The organism is Maritimimonas sp. 2210JD6-3 (genome assembly GCF_056591795.1).
Genome location: NZ_JBWQOJ010000042.1, coordinates 1 through 19,530, shown reverse-complemented (window position 1 = coordinate 19,530; position 19,530 = coordinate 1). Strand labels below are relative to the sequence as shown.

Sequence of the window (19,530 nt, the reverse complement as noted above, 5' to 3'; positions counted from 1 at the left end):
TTATCTACCCATAAACCGCTAGTTTAAAGAAGGCTTTTAATGTTTTCTGAAGGTCTCCCAATAACTGCTTTTGTATCTTTTATAACAATAGGTCGCTCAATTAATTTAGGGTTTTCACTCATTGCTTTTATAATCTCTTGATCACTTAATTCCTTTTCTTTATAGTTATCTTTCCAAATTTTTTCGCTCTTTCTAACAAGCTCAATAGGTTTAATATCTAGTAATACAATAATTTTAGTTAATTCTTCTACCGTTGGTGGATGCTCTAAGTAGTTTATAACTTCAAAATCTTGACCAGAAGCTTCTAGAATTGCCAAGCCTTCTCTACTTTTTCGACATCTATTATTATGATAAATTTTCATGATCCTTCAGTTTTTAGAATCGCAAATATACTGTCTTTAATAATAGTAGATAAAGAGTATCTTTGCTTGTTATTATGATTATTACTGATACGCATACACATTTGTATTCTGAACAGTTCGATGAAGACAGAAATGAAATGATTCAACGAGCTTTAAAAGAAGGTATTTCACGTTTTTTTATACCAGCTATAGATTCGTCATATACTGAAGCGATGTTTAATTTAGAGAATGAGTTTTCTGAATATATTTTTTTAATGATGGGGCTACATCCAACGTCAGTTAAAGAAAATTATAAAGAAGAACTAATGTTGGTAAAAGAGTGGCTTGATAAAAGAAATTTTTATGCTGTAGGCGAAATAGGTATTGATTTATATTGGGATAAAACTTTTTTAAAAGAGCAACAAGAGGCTTTTAAAACTCAAATTCAATGGGCAAAAGAAAAAGAATTACCCATAGTAATTCACTGCCGTGAATCTTTTGACGAAATATTTGAAGTTTTAGAGAGTGAAAAAGATGACAAGCTCAGAGGAATATTTCACTGTTTTACAGGAAGTCTTTCGCAGGCACATCAAGCCTTATCGTATAATATGAAATTAGGAATTGGGGGTGTAGTTACTTTTAAAAATGGAGGAATCGATAAGTTCTTACATGAAATTCCTTTAGAAAATATTGTATTAGAGACTGATGCTCCTTATTTAGCTCCGAAACCCTTTAGAGGAAAAAGAAATGAAAGTAGTTACTTGATGCATATTTTGGATAAATTAGTAGATATTTATAACTTGACTCCTCAAGAGATTGCAGAGATCACCACACAAAATTCTAAAGATGTTTTTCGAATTTGAAAAAGTAACATATTACAAAACACCTATTGGTATTGCAAGAATCGTTGGTGATGAAGAAGGGATTTCCGCTATCTCGGTAGTTGATGGAGAGCAAGAAACCACCGAAGTGATACCAGAACCCTTACAAGAATGTGTACAACAATTAGACGAATATTTTAAAGGAGAACGTAAAACATTTAGTCTAAAATTGAATCCGCAAGGAACTGATTTTCAAAAAAATGTATGGACTGAGTTGTTGCAAATACCTTATGGTGAAAAACGCTCTTATTTAGAACAAGCAAAAAAAGTAGGAGATGTTAAGGCTATTAGAGCCGTAGCATCTGCCAATGCTAAGAATCCAATATGGATTGTTATTCCTTGCCATAGAATTATAGGTAGTGACGGTTCACTTACTGGATATGCAGGTGGGCTCTGGCGTAAACGTTGGCTTTTAGAGCATGAAAATCCTCCGATGCAACAATCGTTATTCTAACTTCATTATTATTTGATTTAGAAAACTACACTTAAATTTTAAGCTATTTTTACAATCGAAATGCCTTTGTATTTGATGAAGAATATTGTTTGTTTTTTTCTTTTCTTACTTACATTTTCTTCTTTTGCACAAGTAAAAAACAGAAGCCTTACCATCAAGACTTTAGAGGTAAAATCTGATAGCATTTATATAGATTCTGTAAGTATTAATCCAGTCGATTTTAAGGTGTTTTTCAATAATAAAAAGCTTGATAGTACAACTTATGAGATAGATTTTTCTAAAGCTTTGCTTATAATAGATAGTAAAAAGTATCCTTTTATAAAAATTGAGTACAAGGTATTACCAAATTTTTTAACGAAAACGTATAAAGTTTTTGATGAGAAAATAATTGTCCCCAAAAGAACTGAAGATTCCAAACTATACAGTGCTGTTCCACAAAAGAAAAATAGTTTTTTCAAACCCTTTGACGGATTAAATACGAGTGGAAGTTTATCAAGAGGATTCACCCTCGGAAACAATCAAGATGCTGTGTTGAACTCTAATTTAGATCTTCAAATTTCTGGTAATTTGTCTGATAAAGTGCGATTGAGAGCCTCTATTACAGACACTAATATTCCTTTACAAGAAGGAGGATATACGCAACGATTAAATGAATTTGATCGTGTTTTTATAGAATTATTAGGAGAGCAATGGTCTGTCAAAGCTGGAGATGTGAATTTACAAAATACAGAGAGTCAGTTTCTACGATTTAATAAAAAGGTTGCTGGGGTTGCTATAGACGCAACTATTAATCATAAACAAGGTAAGACATCTGCTTTTGCTTCGGGTGCTATTGTGCGCGGACAATTTGCGAGCAATACAATTACTGCTCAAGAAGCAAATCAAGGGCCTTATAGAATAACAGGTACTGCTGAGCAGATTTTGTTATTGATATCTGGTAGTGAAACAGTTTATGTAAATGGAATCCCTCTACGAAGAGGAGAGAATTACGATTACATTATTAATTATAATACTGCAGAAATAACTTTTAATCCTACGTTTCCTGTAAATGCAAATATGCGTATTATCATAGAATATCAGTTTGCTGATAGAAATTATACGCGCTTTGTAACGTATAATGGTGTCAACTATAATTCTAATAAACTCTCTATAGGTGTCAATTTTTATAATGAGAATGATGCAAAAAATCAGACAACCCAACAAGATCTTACCGATTCACAACGCACTATTTTGGCTCAAGCAGGTGATGATCGATCTCAAATGGTAGTACCATCAGCATTTGTACAATCATTTTCTGAAAATGCTATTCAGTATAAAAAAGAGCTGGTAAATAATGAAGAAGTGTTTGTTTTTTCAACAGATGAAGATGATGGTCTTTTTAATGTCCGTTTTAGTTTTATTGGCACTAACCAAGGTAATTATCGAATTCAAAACACCATTGCTGCGGGAAGAATTTATGAATACGTAGCCCCAATTAATGGAGTATTACAAGGTGATTATGAACCCGTAATACAATTAGTTGCTCCCGATAAGCTACAAATGGCATCAGTAAATGTAGCATATGCTCCTTCAAAAAAAACACAAATTGCCACAGAAGTGGCGTATAGTACCAAAGATGAGAATCTATTTTCTACAATAGATGATAGTGATAATGGTGGTGTTGCTGGTAAATTGAGTTTAAATCAACTGTTAATTGATAGGCCTTGGAAACTTTCGGGAACTGCTACTATAGAATTTATAGATCAAGATTTTAGAACGATTGAACGTTATAGAAATATAGAATTTAATCGTGATTGGGATCTCATAAATCCTTTAGGTACTCAAAAATATTTAAAAACTTCGTTAGTATATAGACATCAAAAAAAAGGAGTTATTTCGTACGCCTTAGAAAATCTCAACTTTAGTGAGAACTTTAAAGGAACAAAGCATAATCTGCTCACCGACCTTAATTTTGATGCTACCAACATTAATCTAAAGGGAAGCTTTTTAAAAAACAACAATGAAACTACTGAAACCAATTTTTTAAGATTTTATTCAGACATCAGACAAAAATTTAATAATAAATGGATAGGTGTTAAATTCAACACAGAAGATAATGATAGAAGAGAAAAAGTAACAAATATTTTATCTCCGATAAACCACAAATTTATTGAATATGAAGCTTTCGCTGGAATTGGCGATACAACCAGAGTTTATGTAGAAGTTGGTTATAATTATCGTACTACCGATAGTGTTAGAGTAAATACTTGGCAACGCATTAATAATACGAACACCTACTTTGTGCGATCTAAATTACTACAATCAGAGAATACTGACTTAAGTTTGTTTTTAAGCTATAGAACTATCAATAATAAACTAACTGAAGATGAAGAAGCTTTAAATTCAAGATTATTATTTCGACAAAGCTTATTAAAAAATGCAATAAATTTTAATACAGTTTTCGAAACCAGCTCAGGTAGTTTGCCACAACAAGAATTTAATTATGTGCAAGTAGAGCCAGGTAGAGGATTTTATAGATGGATCGACTATAATGATAATGGAATTCAAGAATTGGATGAATTTGAGATTGCTCAGTTTCCAGATGAAGCTATTTATGTACGTGTAGCGTTACCTACTACTAATTTTATCAAAACACATCAAAATAAATTTAGTCAATCATTAGTGCTAAACCCTTCTATTTGGAGAGCAAAAAGCGGATTTAAAAAGATTATTTCACATTTCGTCAATCAAACTTTTGTGCTAATTGATAGTAAAAAACAGCGATTGGGCACTAATTTTGATCTGAATCCTTTTGATATAAATGATGCACTTGCTTTAACGTTAAACCTTAAAAATAATCTATATTTTAATCGTGGAAAACAAAACTATAGTACGACCTATACGTTTTTAGATACAAGAAATAAAACAGTTTTTACTTTTGCTACGCAAGAAAACAAACTAAAATCGCATCAATTACAATTTGTACACAGATTAGGAAAGTTTTGGTTGTTTGATCTTAAAGGAATACGTACAGAAAATGAAAGTAACTCAGATAATTTTGCAAATAGAAATTATATGCTTAAAAATTATACGATTACTCCTAAGTTGTCGTATATAGTTAATAGAAACACTCGATTTGATGCTTTTTATACCTATAAAGACAAACAAAATCAGTTAGGAAATGCAGAAGTGCTTAAAATGAATAATTTAGGTATGAATATGCTATTTTCAAACAAACAGAAATATTTGCTAAACGCAAGTGCAAATGTATTCTTTAATGATTTTACGGGTGATCAGAATTCGCCTGTTGCTTTTCAAATGTTAGAAGGTTTGCAGTCTGGCACAAATTATACTTGGAATTTAAATTTACAAAAAAAAATCACTTCCTATTTAGACATTAATTTAAATTATTTAGGCAGAAAATCGCCAACTTCAAAAGCAATACATACAGGTACTATACAGTTGCGTGCATCATTTTGATCTCTTTACAGTTAGAAGCAACCCTTTTTATATATTGGTATCTTTTGTTTAGTATCTTTTTTGATGCTAAAATAGAATTAACGCTTAATAATTATTTATGAAAAAAATACTTTCCCTACTGCTTATTTGTTTGTCCATTATTTCTTACTCTCAGGAAGAATCTGATAAAAATAATTATGAAAACATAACTAATAATGAATTAAAATTGAACATGACGAATTTAATTGCTTTTAAATTTGTTGATATAACTTATGAACGTATCTTGAATGAAGAATCCTCTATTGGTGCTAGTATATTATTTAACATAGATCGAGATGGAGACTTAGATCTAGAGGAGTATAGAACTTTTTCCTTTACACCTTATTACAGACACTTTTTTAGTAGAAAATATGCCAAAGGTTTTTTTGTGGAAGCTTTTAGTATGCTTCATTCTGGTGAAGAAGAAATTTTTGTTCAAACATTTGATGTTGAAGGTAATATTGAATCGGGTGATTATATAGGTAGAAATTATACAGACTTAGCCATTGGTATATCTGTGGGTGGAAAATTTGTTACTCGAAGAGGTTTTATTGCTGAAATTTACTTAGGCATTGGTAGAGATTTGTTGGGAAATAGTCCTACAGAAGTTGTGGGTAGAGGAGGTGTTTCTTTAGGTTATAGATTTTAATAAACCTCACTTGCTAATAAAACAAACAGGTCGTCTAAAAAGTAATTTTTAGGTGATTTTCTTTTTTTGGTGTTTGCTTTACTTTTTAGAAGTTCATTTTTGGAGATAAAAAGTAGAAATAAAAAATAAAATATTAACTTTAGAGAACAGCACTAGTGTTTTTCATAGGAAACGTTGTTGCGGGAGCGTTATTTTTCCAATTTTTTAAAGGTTAGTGTTTTTCTGGATGAATTTGTTAATATTAAAATTCCTTTATCAATTCGATAGCTTTTATTGTCAGCTAATATTCCGTTGAATTTTTCTAACCAGCTCTTATAACAACCTCTAGCATCTGAATGGTAGGGGTCACTGTTGTAATAATCTCCTTTGAAATCTATTTCCATTCTAAAACCATTGCAACCATTCCAGCCATCAATAGTGTTTTTCTCGAAGTTAAAAGTTATGGTAGGCTGTGTTTCATTTTCATTACCATATTCTTTCTTAATATCGAAAATGGTGTCATTTACTTTTGTCAATTCCCAACTGTTTAGTTCGAGTTTATGCAAATGACGTCTTAAAAAAGTCATTGACTTATTATCAGAACTTTTTAATTTCAGTGTATCTTTTATTATTTGATAAGATTTAATATCGCCCAATCTTGAGAAATAATCATTTTCCCAAATATTGCCACCACAACCAATTTCCGTGGCTAAAATTCCATCTATCAAAGTAATTTTTGTCGAGTCAATTTTTACATTTCCTCCATAACTGTTGCAACCTGAAAATCCAGAAATGTGATTTTTGTAAACCTCAATTTTCAAAGTTGGTTTATCTGCCTCAAACCCGTATATTTTATTAATGTCAAACAACGTGTCATTTACTTTATAGAGATTCCATATTCCGCCTAGTGTGTCTTTTTCTACATATGTGACTTCAACCGTTTTATTTATAATTCGTTCTTCTTTTTTATTATCCTGACAAGATATTAGAAAGATAATTATAATCAAAAATGAAAATATTCTAATTGTTTTCATAAGTTCTCTTTAATGCCCCACAATGACCTACTAAACGTAGTTCTGCTTTGCGAACGAAAAGATAATAAATTTGAGTAACAATAATTTGAGAATTCAAGAAGTAGAATCAAATTGCTTTTAGCATACTGTTATCAGTAGTCCAGCACTTTGTGCGATTAAGCTATGTGGGTTAATGTAGGTTTTGTGATGATTATGACTTATATGGCTCGAATTAAAGGAGATTTTAAAGGAGCTCAACCTTCATGGATTCACTATGTGATGATAACATTGATTAGTAGTTGTATATTTTTTGGTTTTAAAATTAGTAAAGCGATAAAAGCTAATAGTAAGCTAAGCCAAGTTAACCACTACTTCATTAAAAAATATTTTAAAAATTTGAGATTACATTTTCATTAACCAAGAACGCATGTCAACTTCTTGCTTAATAATATCTTTTAGTTCAGAAATTTTCACCCTTTGTTGTTCCATAGTATCTCTATGGCGAATGGTAACAGAATTATCTTTTAAAGTGTCATGATCTACCGTAATACAAAATGGTGTACCATTGGCGTCTTGTCTTCGATAACGACGTCCTACAGCATCTTTTTCATCATAAATGACATTAAAATCCCATTTTAAGTCATCTATAATGGTACGTGCTATATCAGGCAAACCATCTTTTTTTACTAAAGGAAGCACCGCAGCTTTCGTAGGAGCTAAAACGGATGGTAATTTTAAAACGGTACGTGTAGTATTATTTTCTAGCGCTTCTTCTTGTAATGAATTTGAAAATACGGCTAAAAACATTCTATCTAAACCGATAGAGGTTTCTAAAACATAAGGTACGTAGCTTTTATTTTCTTCATGATCAAAATATTGTAGTTTTTTACCAGAAAATTCTTCGTGTTGTTTTAAGTCAAAATCAGTACGAGAATGAATTCCTTCTAATTCTTTGAAACCAAATGGGAATTTAAATTCTATATCTGAAGCAGCATCTGCATAATGTGCTAATTTTTCATGGTCATGAAAACGATAATTCTCTTTGCCCATACCTAAAGATAAATGCCATTTTAAGCGTGCTTCTTTCCAATGCTCGTACCACTTTTTCTGTGTACCAGGCTTGATAAAGAATTGCATTTCCATTTGTTCAAATTCGCGCATTCTAAATATAAACTGGCGTGCTACAATCTCATTTCTAAAAGCTTTTCCTGTTTGTGCAATACCAAAAGGGATTTTCATTCGACCGCTTTTCTGTACATTCAAAAAATTAACAAAGATTCCTTGTGCGGTTTCAGGTCTAAGATATAGGTCTGTAGCATTTTCAGCAGAAGCACCTAATTTGGTACCAAACATCAAGTTGAATTGTTTTACGTCTGTCCAGTTTTTACTTCCCGTTAAAGGATCAGCAATTTCTAATGCTTCTATTAACGCTTTTACATCGGCTAAATCTTCATTTTCGAGTGATTTTGCCATTCGCGATAGTATAGCTTTTATTTTCTCTTGATATCCTAAAACTCTTGGATTGGTAGCTAAAAATTGTTCTTTATCAAAAGTATCACCAAATCGTTTTTCGGCTTTTTTAACTTCTTTATCAATTTTGGCTTCGATCTTGGCACAATACTCTTCAATTAATACATCTGCGCGATAACGCTTTTTCGAATCTTTGTTATCGATTAAAGGATCATTAAAGGCATCGACATGCCCTGAGGCTTTCCAGGTAGTTGGATGCATAAAAATTGCTGCATCGAGGCCAACAATATTTTCGTGCATTTGTACCATGGCCTTCCACCAATATTCACGAATATTTTTCTTAAGTTCTACTCCGTTTTGCCCGTAATCATATACGGCGCTGAGCCCGTCATAAATCTCACTACTCTGAAAAATGTACCCATACTCCTTAGCATGTGATATTACTTTTTTAAATTGATCGTCTTGATTAGCCATAGGGCGCAAAAATAACTAAATTGAAATACTAATAAAATAAAAAGGGAAGCAAATTGCTTCCCTTTATTTGGTTTTTTTGGTTTGAATTTTTCTTATAATCCTAAGAAAGCATCTTTAAGTTCTAATGTAGTAGCACCTACTAAGACACCATCTACATATACTTTAATTGGGTACAAACCTTTCTCAAACTTCGGAGAAATATTCTCAACAAAGATTACAGCATCTTTTGAAGCACCTTGATAATCAATGGTTGTTTCAGAAGTATAACCCACTTCTTTACCATCTTTTGAATTAAATGTACCTTTTTGATTGATGATTTTTCCACCTGGAGTACCTATAACAACGTGGGCTATTTTCTCACCAATATCTGCGATTTCATTTTTCTCAACTCTAAAACCAACTCTTACAGCTGTAGCTTTTTGTGCTTTGTTAGTTTCAGTATATTTTCCGTTACTTCTTAAACGCATCGCTGTAGCATTAACAGAACTTACTCTTAAAGCACCACCAATTTCAACCTTTTTAGCTAGATCTAAATTTTGTGCTGTTAACGTGTCGTTAAAACTTCTTTGCGTTATTAGCTCGCCAGTAATACTATCTTTTTCGATTACTAACAGGTTGTTTTGTAATTGTAAAGAATCATTAACCGCTATTAACCGCTCATTTGTTTTTTCTAAACTAGCAATCTTGTTTCGGTAACGTCTAACAAGCCTCCAATTTGTGTTCTTTAAATCTTTTACAGAATCTCTAAAAGCGATGATTTTATCTCTTTCTACTTTTAGTTCTTCAGAAATAGTTGTATTTTCAGAAATGGCAGCATCATATTTTTCTTCCATAGCTGTCAAATTTCCAAGAATTTGCTCTTTTTCTTCTTTTAGGAATTGCTCTGCTTCTTGATGCTTAGAATTACTTCTAAAAGTATAAACACCTAAACCTATAAGCAAGGCTAATAAAATAATTGGAATAATCCGGTTGTTCGAAGATGTGTTCTCTCCCATGGTTTAAAATTTAATTAATAGTTAATGGTCTAACGTAAAACTAGAAAAAAAGTTATATCTTAATTCTATATTTTTAATTAAAACATAATTCTCCTAATCTAATTTTGCGAAATTATTGTTAAAATCTAAAGAGAATCTAAAGATTTCATATGATAGCAATTTTGTTAACAACTAATAATAAAACATTTGTATGTACGTTTTATGTCATCAACATATTTTAAAGCGTCATTTCGAATTTATTTCAGAATCTCATCATTCAATAAATCAAGTATTTACAATGAGAACCTCAAACAAGTTCAGGTTGACAAACATCTTTTATGACTTTTTACGGATAATCAATAAAACATATCTAAAATTTAGATTTTTGCCTATTCTATAGTATTTCAATGATTTTTTTTAAAGATATATTCAATTTGTTTTTTCCTGAAAAATGTGTTGTTTGTCATAATACCTTAGTAAAAAATGAAGAACTTTTATGTATCGCTTGTAGATTTGACTTGCCTTTAGCTGAGGTTTCTAATATTGAAAATAATATTGTAGAGAAAGTTTTTTATGGTAGGGTACAAGTAATTTTTGCTACAAGTTTACTCCTTTATAAAAGTAAAAATAGTACGCAAAAACTTATACATCAACTTAAATATAAAGGAAAAGAAGATATTGGGGTTTTTCTTGGTAAATGGCTAGGAGAAGAGTTGAAATCTTGTGATAGATTACCTAAAATAGATGTAGTAATTCCAGTACCAATAAGTAAAAGGAAATTAAAAACAAGAGGTTATAATCAAGTTTCTAAGTTTGCTCAAACATTGGCAGATATACTCTCTATAAGTTATGATGAAACGGTTTTAATAAGCATTCCAAAAGAAGATACGCAAACTTTAAAGCAACGACTTGAACGTTGGACTAATGTTGAAGATAAGTTTCAATTAGCTAATAATACTGATTCTTTAATTAGGAAAAGTATTTTATTAGTTGATGATGTAATTACCACAGGAGCGACCTTAGAAGCTTGTGCAATTGAGCTTCAAAAAGTTAAAGGAGTTAAAATTAGTATCGCAACAATGGCTTTTACATCTTGAGAAAATAATTGTTACTTTGCTGCAAATATTTTTTGATGGCTCTAAGAGTTTTATTTGTTCTATTTTTTTTAGTTATTACTACTTCTAATTGTGCTAAAAGGAGTCGCCCTACGGGAGGGCCAAAAGATTCAATTGCTCCAGTTTTAGTGAAAGCAATTCCACCTTTTAAAACTGTAAATTTTAAAGGAGATGAAATTAGAATAAATTTTGATGAGTTTATCAAACTAAAAGATTTGAATAAACAGTTAGTTATTTCACCACCAATGAAATATCAACCCATAATCTCACCGCAAGGTACTCCTAGTAAATTTGTTAAGATTAAGATATTAGACACCCTTAAAGAAAATACTACCTACACCTTTAATTTCGGTCAAAGTGTTATAGATAATACCGAAGGTAATGTATTAGAGAATTTTAAATACATATTTTCAACGGGTGATTATATAGACTCTTTAAAAGTATCTGGTAGTATAAAAGATGCGTTTTCTGATAAAACAGATAAAAATATATCTATTTTATTGTATGAGATTAATGAGGCTTATACCGATTCATTGATCTATAAAGAAAAACCACTTTATGTGGCCAATACATTAGATACAACGATTTGGGAAATTACTAATATTAAAGAAGGGAAGTATAAACTAGTGGCTCTTAAGGATGCTAGTAGAGATTACACATTTACACCTAAACAAGATAAAATAGCCTTTTTAGAAGAAGAAATTACTATACCAAGAGACTCTATTGGTCATGAGTTGGTTTTATTTAAAGAAGTTTTACCATATCGTATTAATAAGCCTAGTGAAGAAACTAAAAATCGTTTATGGTTTGGTTATGAAGGGGTGATTGATTCTACATTTCAAATAAAAAATTTACTTGAAAAAACCAATTCAATAATTACTAAAGAAGAAAATAAAGACACATTAAATTATTGGTATAAAGACACAACACTCGATTCGCTCTACTTAGAAGTGATAAACACCAATTTTGCTGATACAATTGTGGTGAGAAAAAGAACAAAAAAAGTAGATTCTTTAACATTAAAAACCAATGCAGCTGGAGTATTGTCTTTAAAACAGAAATTAAAGTTGATAAGTAATATTCCGATTGAGGTGATAGATACTTCTAAGATTATACTTACAGATAAAGATACGCTTACTATAAAATATAAGTTTCAATTTAAAGAGTATCAACAAGAAGCCTTGTTCGATTTTTTAATAAAGCCAGAGCAAAAATATACGATAGAAGCCTTGCCTGGTGCTATTACTGACTTTTTAGGTAATACTAATGATTCGTTACAACTTGTTGTACGCACCAAAAAGCTAACAGATTATGGTACAATTAATTTTACTTTACAAAATGTAGAGCGTTTTCCAGTACTTGTGCAGCTTGTAAAAAGCGCCAATGATAAAAATGAATTTATAGAAGAGGTGTACCTCACAGAAAATAAAAAGATCCGTTTTAAAACATTAGAACCAGCTAAGTATAAGATTCGTGTCATTTATGATAATAATAAAAATGGTACGTGGGATACAGGTAATTTTTTACTAAAAAATCAACCTGAAGAGGTAATATACTTTCCAAAAGAATTAGATGTACGAGCGAACTGGGAAATTGATGAAACGTTTATTCTGAAATAACTTGCAACTATTATTTCCTAATTTCACAAAAAAATACAAATATTAGTGAATAGGTACTACCAATTTTACTATAAATTATTGCTATCCTTTTCTTTTCTAATCTTGCCCAGAAAGTCTATCTTTGTAATTTAGAATGAATATAAACAGTGAAACTAGATAAACAAGAAATATATAAGGCCTTAGAAACGATTACTGCTCCTGGTGAAGGCAAGAGTTTAGTTGAAGGCGGTGCAGTAAAAAATGTAGTAACATTTGGCGATGAAGTAATTGTAGATATTGTTATTTCAAACCCTACGCTACAAGCTAAAAAGAAAGTCGAAGTTGAGATATTAAAAGCCATTCATAAACATGTGCACCAAAAAGCAAATGTAAAAGTGAATGTAAAGGTTGATGCTCCAAAGAAACCAGATCAAAATCTTATTCGGGGTAAAAAAATAGAAGGTATTCAAAATATTATTGCCGTTGCTTCTGGTAAGGGTGGTGTTGGTAAATCTACAATTACAGCTAATTTAGCAATTACCTTGGCGAAAATGGGTTTTAAAGTAGGTGTTTTAGATGCCGACGTATATGGTCCATCTATGCCTATTATGTTTGATGTTGAAGACGAAAGGCCATTATCAGTGAATGTTGATGGTCGCTCTAAAATGAAACCAGTAGAAAATTATGGTGTAAAATTATTATCTCTGGGTTTTTTTACTCAACCAAATCAAGCAGTGATTTGGCGAGGTCCTATGGCTTCTAAGGCATTAAATCAGATGATTTTTGATGCAGCATGGGGCGAACTCGATTTTATGTTATTAGATTTACCTCCAGGAACAGGCGATATTCATTTATCAATAGTTCAGTCATTACCAATTACAGGAGCTGTGATTGTGAGTACCCCTCAAAATATTGCATTAGCTGATGCCAAAAAAGGAGTAGCCATGTTCGAACAGAAGAGTATTCAAGTTCCAGTATTGGGTTTGATAGAAAATATGAGTTATTTTACTCCCGAAGAATTACCAGAAAACAAATATTATATCTTTGGAAAAGATGGCGCAAAAAACCTAGCTGAAGATATAGATACAGCGTTTTTAGGAGAGATTCCATTGGTGCAAAGTATTAGAGAAGCTGGTGATGTGGGGCATCCAGTAGCTTTACAGACAAATACACCTTTAGAAGATGCTTTTACTGATATTACAAAAAATATGATCACCCAATTGGTACAACGAAATAAGGATTTACCACCAACTGAGGTAGTTAAAATTACTACCATGGCAGGTTGTAGTGCTATTAAAAATTAGAAAATGAAAGCAAAAGAACTAAAAGAGAATATAGAGAAAGCATTAACCGAAATCAGGCCTTTTTTAGAGGCTGATGGCGGTAATATTTCATTAGTTTCAGTAGATGATGATATTGTCAAGGTACAATTAGAAGGAGCTTGTATAAGCTGCTCTGTAAACCAAATGACACTCAAAAATGGAGTTGAGGCCACGATTAAAAAGTATGCACCCCAGGTTCAAGAAGTAATTAGTGTTTAAGAATAAACTGATTTTTATCATACTTTCTAAAAAACTGTAAAAGTATATTTGCGTAAGTGATTTTAGTACATGATTAAAACTGATATATTAATTATAGGAGCGGGCCCAACAGGGCTCTTTACTGTTTTTGAGGCTGGCTTATTAAAGCTTCGTTGTCATTTAATAGATGCACTACCGCAACCAGGCGGACAATGTTCTGAGATCTATCCAAAGAAGCCTATTTATGATATTCCTGCCTATCCAGAAATTTTAGCAGGTGATCTTACAGATAAATTATTAGAACAATGTAAGCAGTTTGAACCAGGGTTTACCTTGGGCGAGCGCGCTGATACTATCGAAAAGCAAGATGATGGAACTTTTATGGTCACTACTAATAAAGGTACTAAACACATAGCTCCAGTAGTTGCAATTGCTGGTGGCTTAGGAAGCTTTGAACCAAGAAAGCCACCAATTCCTAATATTTCTAATTTTGAAGATGATGGGGGAGTTCAATATATGATTCGAGAACCCGAATTATATCGAGATAAGGACGTGGTTATTGCTGGTGGCGGAGATTCTGCATTAGACTGGTCTATTTTTTTAACCGATGTAGCGAAATCAGTCACTTTAATTCACCGTAGAAATGAATTTAGAGGTGCCTTAGACAGTGTTGATAAGGTACAAGAATTAAAAAATGAAGGAAAAATCAAATTAATAACACCTGCAGAGGTGAAAGGAATTGTTGGTGAGGAACATATTACTGGAGTTGAAGTGCATAAGTCAGGTGAAGAACCTTTTGTATTAGCAACCAATTATTTTATCCCTTTGTTTGGCTTATCACCTAAATTAGGACCCATTGCAGATTGGGGTTTAGAGATCGAGAAGAATGCTATTAAAGTGAACAATGCACTAGATTATCAAACAAATATCGAAGGTATTTATGCTATTGGTGATGTGAATACCTATCCTGGTAAGCTAAAGTTAATATTATGCGGATTTCATGAAGCAACTTTAATGTGTCAGAGTGCTTATAAACATATTCATCCTGATAAGAAATATGTAATGAAATATACTACTGTTGGTGGTGTAGAAGGTTTTGATGGTACTAAGAAAGAAGCTCCTAAAGCTGTAGTTAAGAAAATTGAATAAATTACCTTGTTATTCTTGTGCAAGCAGGAATCCAGATGAATCCAGATAAAACTATAGATGTCACTTCGAGCGCAGTCGAGAAGTCTTTAAAAAATGACCTTTTTAGAATACATACAACAATTATCTCAAGATAAACTAATCTATTTTGCAATACCAGTATTTCTAATTTCTATGGTAATAGAATATTTTATTGCCAAAGAAAAGTATTATGTAAAAGATACAGGAGTCTCTTTGTTAATGATGATATTCTCTGGTATTGTTGAATTTATACCTAAAACACTTGCATTTATCGCTTTTTTTTATTTACATGAATTAAGTCCTTTAAAAGATATCGTGCAACGACAGTGGTGGGCTTGGTTACTGCTGGTTTTTGCAGACGATTTTGCTTATTATTGGTTTCATAGAATGAATCACGAAGTACGTTTATTTTGGGCAGGTCATGTGCCACACCATTCATCGGTATATCTAAACCTTGGGACTGCTTTACGACAAGGTGTAGGGGAGCGCATTCATAAATTTTTATTTTGGATGTGGATTCCATTACTTGGTTTTGACCCTCTAATGATGTTTACCATGATGGGAATTAGCCTTATCTATCAATTTTGGATTCATACAGAATTAGTTAATAAGCTACCAAAGCCCATAGAATTTATTTTTAATACACCTTCGCACCATCGAGTACACCATGCTTCCAACATACGTTATTTAGATTGTAATCATGCTGGTATTTTTATTATCTGGGATCGAATTTTTGGCACATTTTCTGAAGAAGTTAAACAAATTGATCATCCAGTATATGGATTAACCGTAAATATAGGAACTTACCATCCTGTTAAAGTTGCAACACACGAATACGCTTCTATTATAAAGGATGTTAAGAGAGCGAATAAATTATCTGATAAATTAAAATATATATTTTATGCTCCAGGTTGGAGCCATGATGGAGAAGACAAACGAGCTAAAGTATTGCGAAGAAAACTTAAGGAATTAGAAACTAGGAGTTAGGAATTAGTAATATAGCAATTCAAAAATTTGAAGATATTATTGCTTAGCAAAATACTCAAGATTTTTTTCAATTTGAAATTTACAAGTATTTTAATACAAATAAAGATTTTTCCTTTAGAAATCTAATCACAAAAGTTTCTGTTTCAAAAAAAAACTAATTTCGCAATCAAATAAAATAGCTAGAATAATTTTTAGATTAATAAAATCAATGAAATAATAATACTAATTCCTAGATACTTTTTTATGGATATAAAAGTAAAAATAACAGATAGAGAAGGAGTAACTCATGAAATTTTAGCGCCTACAGATATGGCTATGAATTTAATGGAAGTCGTTCGTTCTTATGAGTTAGCACCAGAAGGTACTATAGGTGTTTGTGGCGGTATGGCTATGTGCGCATCTTGCCAATGTTATGTAAAATCAGATCATGAACTTCCTGAAAAAGGAGATGAAGAAGAAGCGATGCTTGCTGAAGCATTTTATGTAGAAGACAATAGTAGATTAGGCTGTCAAATACCTATGACGCTTGAATTAGATGGATTAGAGGTTGAGTTAGCTCCAGAATCCTAAAAATTATTACGTATATTTGGGTAATTAATGTTACTAAAGATGAATACGTCTTTTAAAGAATTATTACTACTTCTTAAATTCTTGATGAAGAGAAATCCTGAATGAAGATTACTATTCGATTAGTAAACTTTAATATTCATAACATTAAAACAATATAATATGCCTAGATATCATACATTGGGTACTATACCTCAAAAGAGGCACACTATTTTTAAAAGCCCTGAAGGGAATCATTATTACGAAGAATTATTTGGCACTATTGGTTTTGACGGAATGTCATCATTATTATATCATACACACAGACCAACACAGGTTAAAGAAGTATTGAAATCGTATAGTGTAGCACCAAAGATCGCTGTTGAAAAGAATATGAAAGCTTTAAGCCTTGACGGATTTAAAGTGCCACCAATCAATGATTTTTTAGAAAGCAGAAAAGCAATTTTAGTAAATAACGATTGTCAGATCATTCTAGCTGCTCCAAAAAAGTCGTTACGAGATTATTTTTATAAAAATACCGATTCTGATGAGGTGATTTTTGTTCATAAAGGAACAGGAAAACTAAGAACATTTTTAGGAAATATCGATTTTAAATATGGTGATTATTTGGTAATCCCACGCGGTATGATCTATCAAATAGATTTTGATACCGAAGACAATCGATTATTTATTGTAGAATCTAAACATCCTATTTATACACCAAAGCGTTATCGTAACTGGTTTGGACAGCATTTAGAACATTCACCTTTTTGCGAACGAGATATGCATCCGCCAAGTGAATTAGAAACCTATTCAGATAAAGGAGATTTTATCTTAAAGGTAAAAAAAGAAGATATGATTCACGAATATGTGTATGCATATCATCCTTTTAGCGTTGTTGGTTGGGATGGTTATAATTATCCATATAAGTTCTCAATTCACGATTTTGAACCTATTACGGGTAGAGTACATCAACCGCCTCCGGTGCATCAAACATTTGAAACAAGTGCTTTTGTAATTTGTTCATTTGTACCAAGATTGTATGACTATCATCCACAATCTATACCAGCTCCTTATAATCATAGTAATATAGATTCTGATGAAGTACTGTATTATGTTGATGGTGATTTTATGAGCAGAAATAACATCGATATTGGTCAAGTTACATTGCATCCCGCGGGTATTCCACATGGGCCACACCCTGGTGCTATGGAACGAAGTATTGGCCAAACCGAAACAGAAGAGTTAGCAGTTATGGTAGATACTTTTAAACCATTAATGGTTACCGAAGAAGCAATTAAAATTGATACGGGAGATTACCATTTGTCGTGGTTAGATGAAAATCATTAAAAAAAACTATAAAATTGTCATTCTTGCGAAGGCAGGAATCCATAAAAAATGTTATTCTGAGCAAAGTGAAATCTAAACATGAGATGTTTCGACTGCGCTCAACATGACATTCTAAATTAAAAAGATATGGCAGGAATAAAAGATTTAACAGATTTACAAAATACCGAATACGGTATAAAAAAAATATTTGAAGAAGCAGAAGATTTTCTTCCGTTAAACGGAACAGATTATGTAGAATTATATGTTGGTAATGCGAAACAATCGGCACATTTCTACAAAACAGCCTTCGGATTTCAATCTGAAGCATTTGCCGGATTAGAAACTGGATTGAAAGATCGAGTATCGTATGTGTTGAGGCAAGATAAAATTCGCTTGGTTTTGACTACTCCGTTAGAAAAAGGAGGAGAGATTAATAGACATATTGAAGAACATGGTGATGGTGTAAAAGTAGTTGCACTTTGGGTAGATGATGCCACAAAATCATTTGAAGAAACAACCAAAAGAGGTGCAAAACCTTTTATGCAGCCTACTAAAGAAGAAGACGAACATGGTTATGTAATTCGTTCAGGTATTTATACATATGGTGAAACCGTGCACATTTTTGTTGAACGTAAAAATTATAAGGGTGTCTTTTTACCAGGCTATAAAAAATGGGAATCGCATTATAACCCTGAACCTGTGGGCTTAAAGTTTATAGATCATATGGTGGGTAATGTAGGTTGGGGTAAAATGAAAGAATGGTGTGAGTTCTATGCAAGAACCATGGGCTTTGCACAGATCATTTCATTTACTGATGATGATATTTCTACAGACTACACAGCGCTTATGAGTAAAGTAATGAGCAATGGTAACGGTAGGATTAAATTCCCAATAAATGAACCAGCAAAGGGTAAAAAGAAATCACAAATAGAAGAATATTTAGATTTTTATAATGGAGCAGGAGTACAGCATATAGCCGTTGCTACCAATGATATTGTAAAAACAGTATCTGCTATGCGAGATAGAGGTGTAGAATTTTTATATGTACCTGAAACTTATTATGATGATTTATTAGAACGTGTTGGTAAAATCGATGAAGATGTTGAGGTATTAAAAAAACATGGCATTTTAATAGATAGAGATGAAGAAGGGTATTTATTACAACTCTTTACTAAGCCTGTAGTAGATAGACCTACGATGTTCTTTGAGATTATACAGCGTAAAGGTGCTCAGTCTTTTGGAGTTGGTAATTTTAAGGCTCTATTCGAAGCGATAGAAAGAGAACAAGCGAATAGAGGGACGCTGTAAAAGTTATGAGTTTCTATTCTGAATTATAAATATGTTAAACGTCATTACTAGGAGTGTCAGTCTGAGTTTGTCGAAGACTGAAGACGAAGTAATCTGTTTAAAAAGATTGCTTCACTTTGTTCGCAATGACGTTTTTTTTGTGGCTTCTATTTAAATATTTTCTAGGAATTGAAACAGATAAAGGTTTTGCAAGCAAAAAATAATTATCAATAAATAAGCACTTATTTCTTAAAGTTAAGAGAAAAGAC

At 31.9% G+C, this 19,530-nt stretch carries 17 protein-coding genes; 13 read left to right on the top strand and 4 right to left on the bottom strand.

The features are described from left to right. Positions 1-23: 23 nt before the first annotated feature. Positions 24-365: an arsenate reductase (glutaredoxin) gene (arsC, locus tag AC1EUY_RS14015; protein WP_480196180.1), complete on the bottom strand. Its 342-nt coding sequence runs from the start codon at positions 363-365 to the stop codon at positions 24-26. 71 nt (positions 366-436) lie between these two features. Here arsC and AC1EUY_RS14010 point away from each other — a divergent pair, with 71 nt between their 5' ends. The 4 genes from AC1EUY_RS14010 (at position 437) to AC1EUY_RS13995 (ending at position 5,802) form a co-directional block, all read left to right on the top strand. After that, on the top strand, positions 437-1,204 hold the full coding sequence (locus AC1EUY_RS14010; protein ID WP_480196173.1) for a TatD family hydrolase: 768 nt from the start codon (positions 437-439) through the stop codon (positions 1,202-1,204). After that, entirely contained in the window at positions 1,188-1,676 is a 489-nt protein-coding gene (locus tag AC1EUY_RS14005) for a methylated-DNA--[protein]-cysteine S-methyltransferase (RefSeq protein ID WP_480196172.1), read from the top strand. Before AC1EUY_RS14010 ends, AC1EUY_RS14005 begins: the two co-directional genes overlap by 17 nt. A 75-nt stretch (positions 1,677-1,751) precedes the next feature. Then, on the top strand, positions 1,752-5,135 hold the full coding sequence (locus AC1EUY_RS14000; protein WP_480196171.1) for a hypothetical protein: 3,384 nt from the start codon (positions 1,752-1,754) through the stop codon (positions 5,133-5,135). A gap of 97 nt (positions 5,136-5,232) precedes the next feature. After that, positions 5,233-5,802 (top strand): DUF3575 domain-containing protein, encoded by a 570-nt coding sequence (locus tag AC1EUY_RS13995; RefSeq protein ID WP_480196170.1) that lies wholly within the window; start codon positions 5,233-5,235, stop codon positions 5,800-5,802. 188 nt (positions 5,803-5,990) lie between these two features. Here AC1EUY_RS13995 and AC1EUY_RS13990 read toward each other — a convergent pair whose 3' ends face one another. The 3 genes from AC1EUY_RS13990 to AC1EUY_RS13980 form a co-directional block, all read right to left on the bottom strand. Continuing rightward, the gene (locus AC1EUY_RS13990; protein ID WP_480196169.1) at positions 5,991-6,815 is read right to left on the bottom strand and encodes an META domain-containing protein; all 825 of its coding nucleotides are present in this window, start codon (positions 6,813-6,815) and stop codon (positions 5,991-5,993) included. Between the two features lie 381 nt (positions 6,816-7,196). Beyond that, positions 7,197-8,738 carry a glycine--tRNA ligase gene (locus AC1EUY_RS13985; RefSeq protein ID WP_480196168.1) on the bottom strand — a complete coding sequence of 514 codons (1,542 nt, stop codon included), beginning with the start codon at positions 8,736-8,738 and terminating at the stop codon, positions 7,197-7,199. A 92-nt stretch (positions 8,739-8,830) separates the two neighbouring features. Further along, positions 8,831-9,733, bottom strand: coding sequence for a hypothetical protein (locus tag AC1EUY_RS13980; protein ID WP_480196167.1), 903 nt, complete (start codon positions 9,731-9,733; stop codon positions 8,831-8,833). Between the two features lie 386 nt (positions 9,734-10,119). Here AC1EUY_RS13980 and AC1EUY_RS13975 point away from each other — a divergent pair, with 386 nt between their 5' ends. The 9 genes from AC1EUY_RS13975 to hppD all read left to right on the top strand — a co-directional run bounded on the left by AC1EUY_RS13975 (position 10,120) and on the right by hppD (position 19,282). Next, positions 10,120-10,809 carry a ComF family protein gene (locus AC1EUY_RS13975; protein ID WP_480196166.1) on the top strand — a complete coding sequence of 230 codons (690 nt, stop codon included), beginning with the start codon at positions 10,120-10,122 and terminating at the stop codon, positions 10,807-10,809. A gap of 35 nt (positions 10,810-10,844) precedes the next feature. After that, positions 10,845-12,446 carry an Ig-like domain-containing domain gene (locus tag AC1EUY_RS13970; protein WP_480196165.1) on the top strand — a complete coding sequence of 534 codons (1,602 nt, stop codon included), beginning with the start codon at positions 10,845-10,847 and terminating at the stop codon, positions 12,444-12,446. A 146-nt stretch (positions 12,447-12,592) separates the two neighbouring features. Next, positions 12,593-13,729 (top strand): Mrp/NBP35 family ATP-binding protein, encoded by a 1,137-nt coding sequence (locus tag AC1EUY_RS13965; RefSeq protein WP_480196164.1) that lies wholly within the window; start codon positions 12,593-12,595, stop codon positions 13,727-13,729. Positions 13,730-13,732: 3 nt separating this feature from the next. Next, positions 13,733-13,966 carry a NifU family protein gene (locus AC1EUY_RS13960; RefSeq protein WP_480196163.1) on the top strand — a complete coding sequence of 78 codons (234 nt, stop codon included), beginning with the start codon at positions 13,733-13,735 and terminating at the stop codon, positions 13,964-13,966. A gap of 69 nt (positions 13,967-14,035) precedes the next feature. Next, the gene (locus tag AC1EUY_RS13955) at positions 14,036-15,094 is read left to right on the top strand and encodes an NAD(P)/FAD-dependent oxidoreductase (RefSeq protein WP_480196162.1); all 1,059 of its coding nucleotides are present in this window, start codon (positions 14,036-14,038) and stop codon (positions 15,092-15,094) included. 93 nt (positions 15,095-15,187) lie between these two features. After that, a complete protein-coding gene (locus AC1EUY_RS13950) occupies positions 15,188-16,099 on the top strand; it encodes a sterol desaturase family protein (RefSeq protein ID WP_480196161.1) in 912 nt (303 codons plus the stop codon). A 243-nt stretch (positions 16,100-16,342) separates the two neighbouring features. Beyond that, entirely contained in the window at positions 16,343-16,669 is a 327-nt protein-coding gene (locus AC1EUY_RS13945) for a 2Fe-2S iron-sulfur cluster-binding family protein (protein WP_480196160.1), read from the top strand. A 159-nt stretch (positions 16,670-16,828) separates the two neighbouring features. Beyond that, entirely contained in the window at positions 16,829-17,995 is a 1,167-nt protein-coding gene (locus AC1EUY_RS13940) for a homogentisate 1,2-dioxygenase (RefSeq protein WP_480196159.1), read from the top strand. A 126-nt stretch (positions 17,996-18,121) separates the two neighbouring features. Then, the gene (gene hppD / locus AC1EUY_RS13935; RefSeq protein WP_480196158.1) at positions 18,122-19,282 is read left to right on the top strand and encodes a 4-hydroxyphenylpyruvate dioxygenase; all 1,161 of its coding nucleotides are present in this window, start codon (positions 18,122-18,124) and stop codon (positions 19,280-19,282) included. Positions 19,283-19,530: the final 248 nt, after the last annotated feature.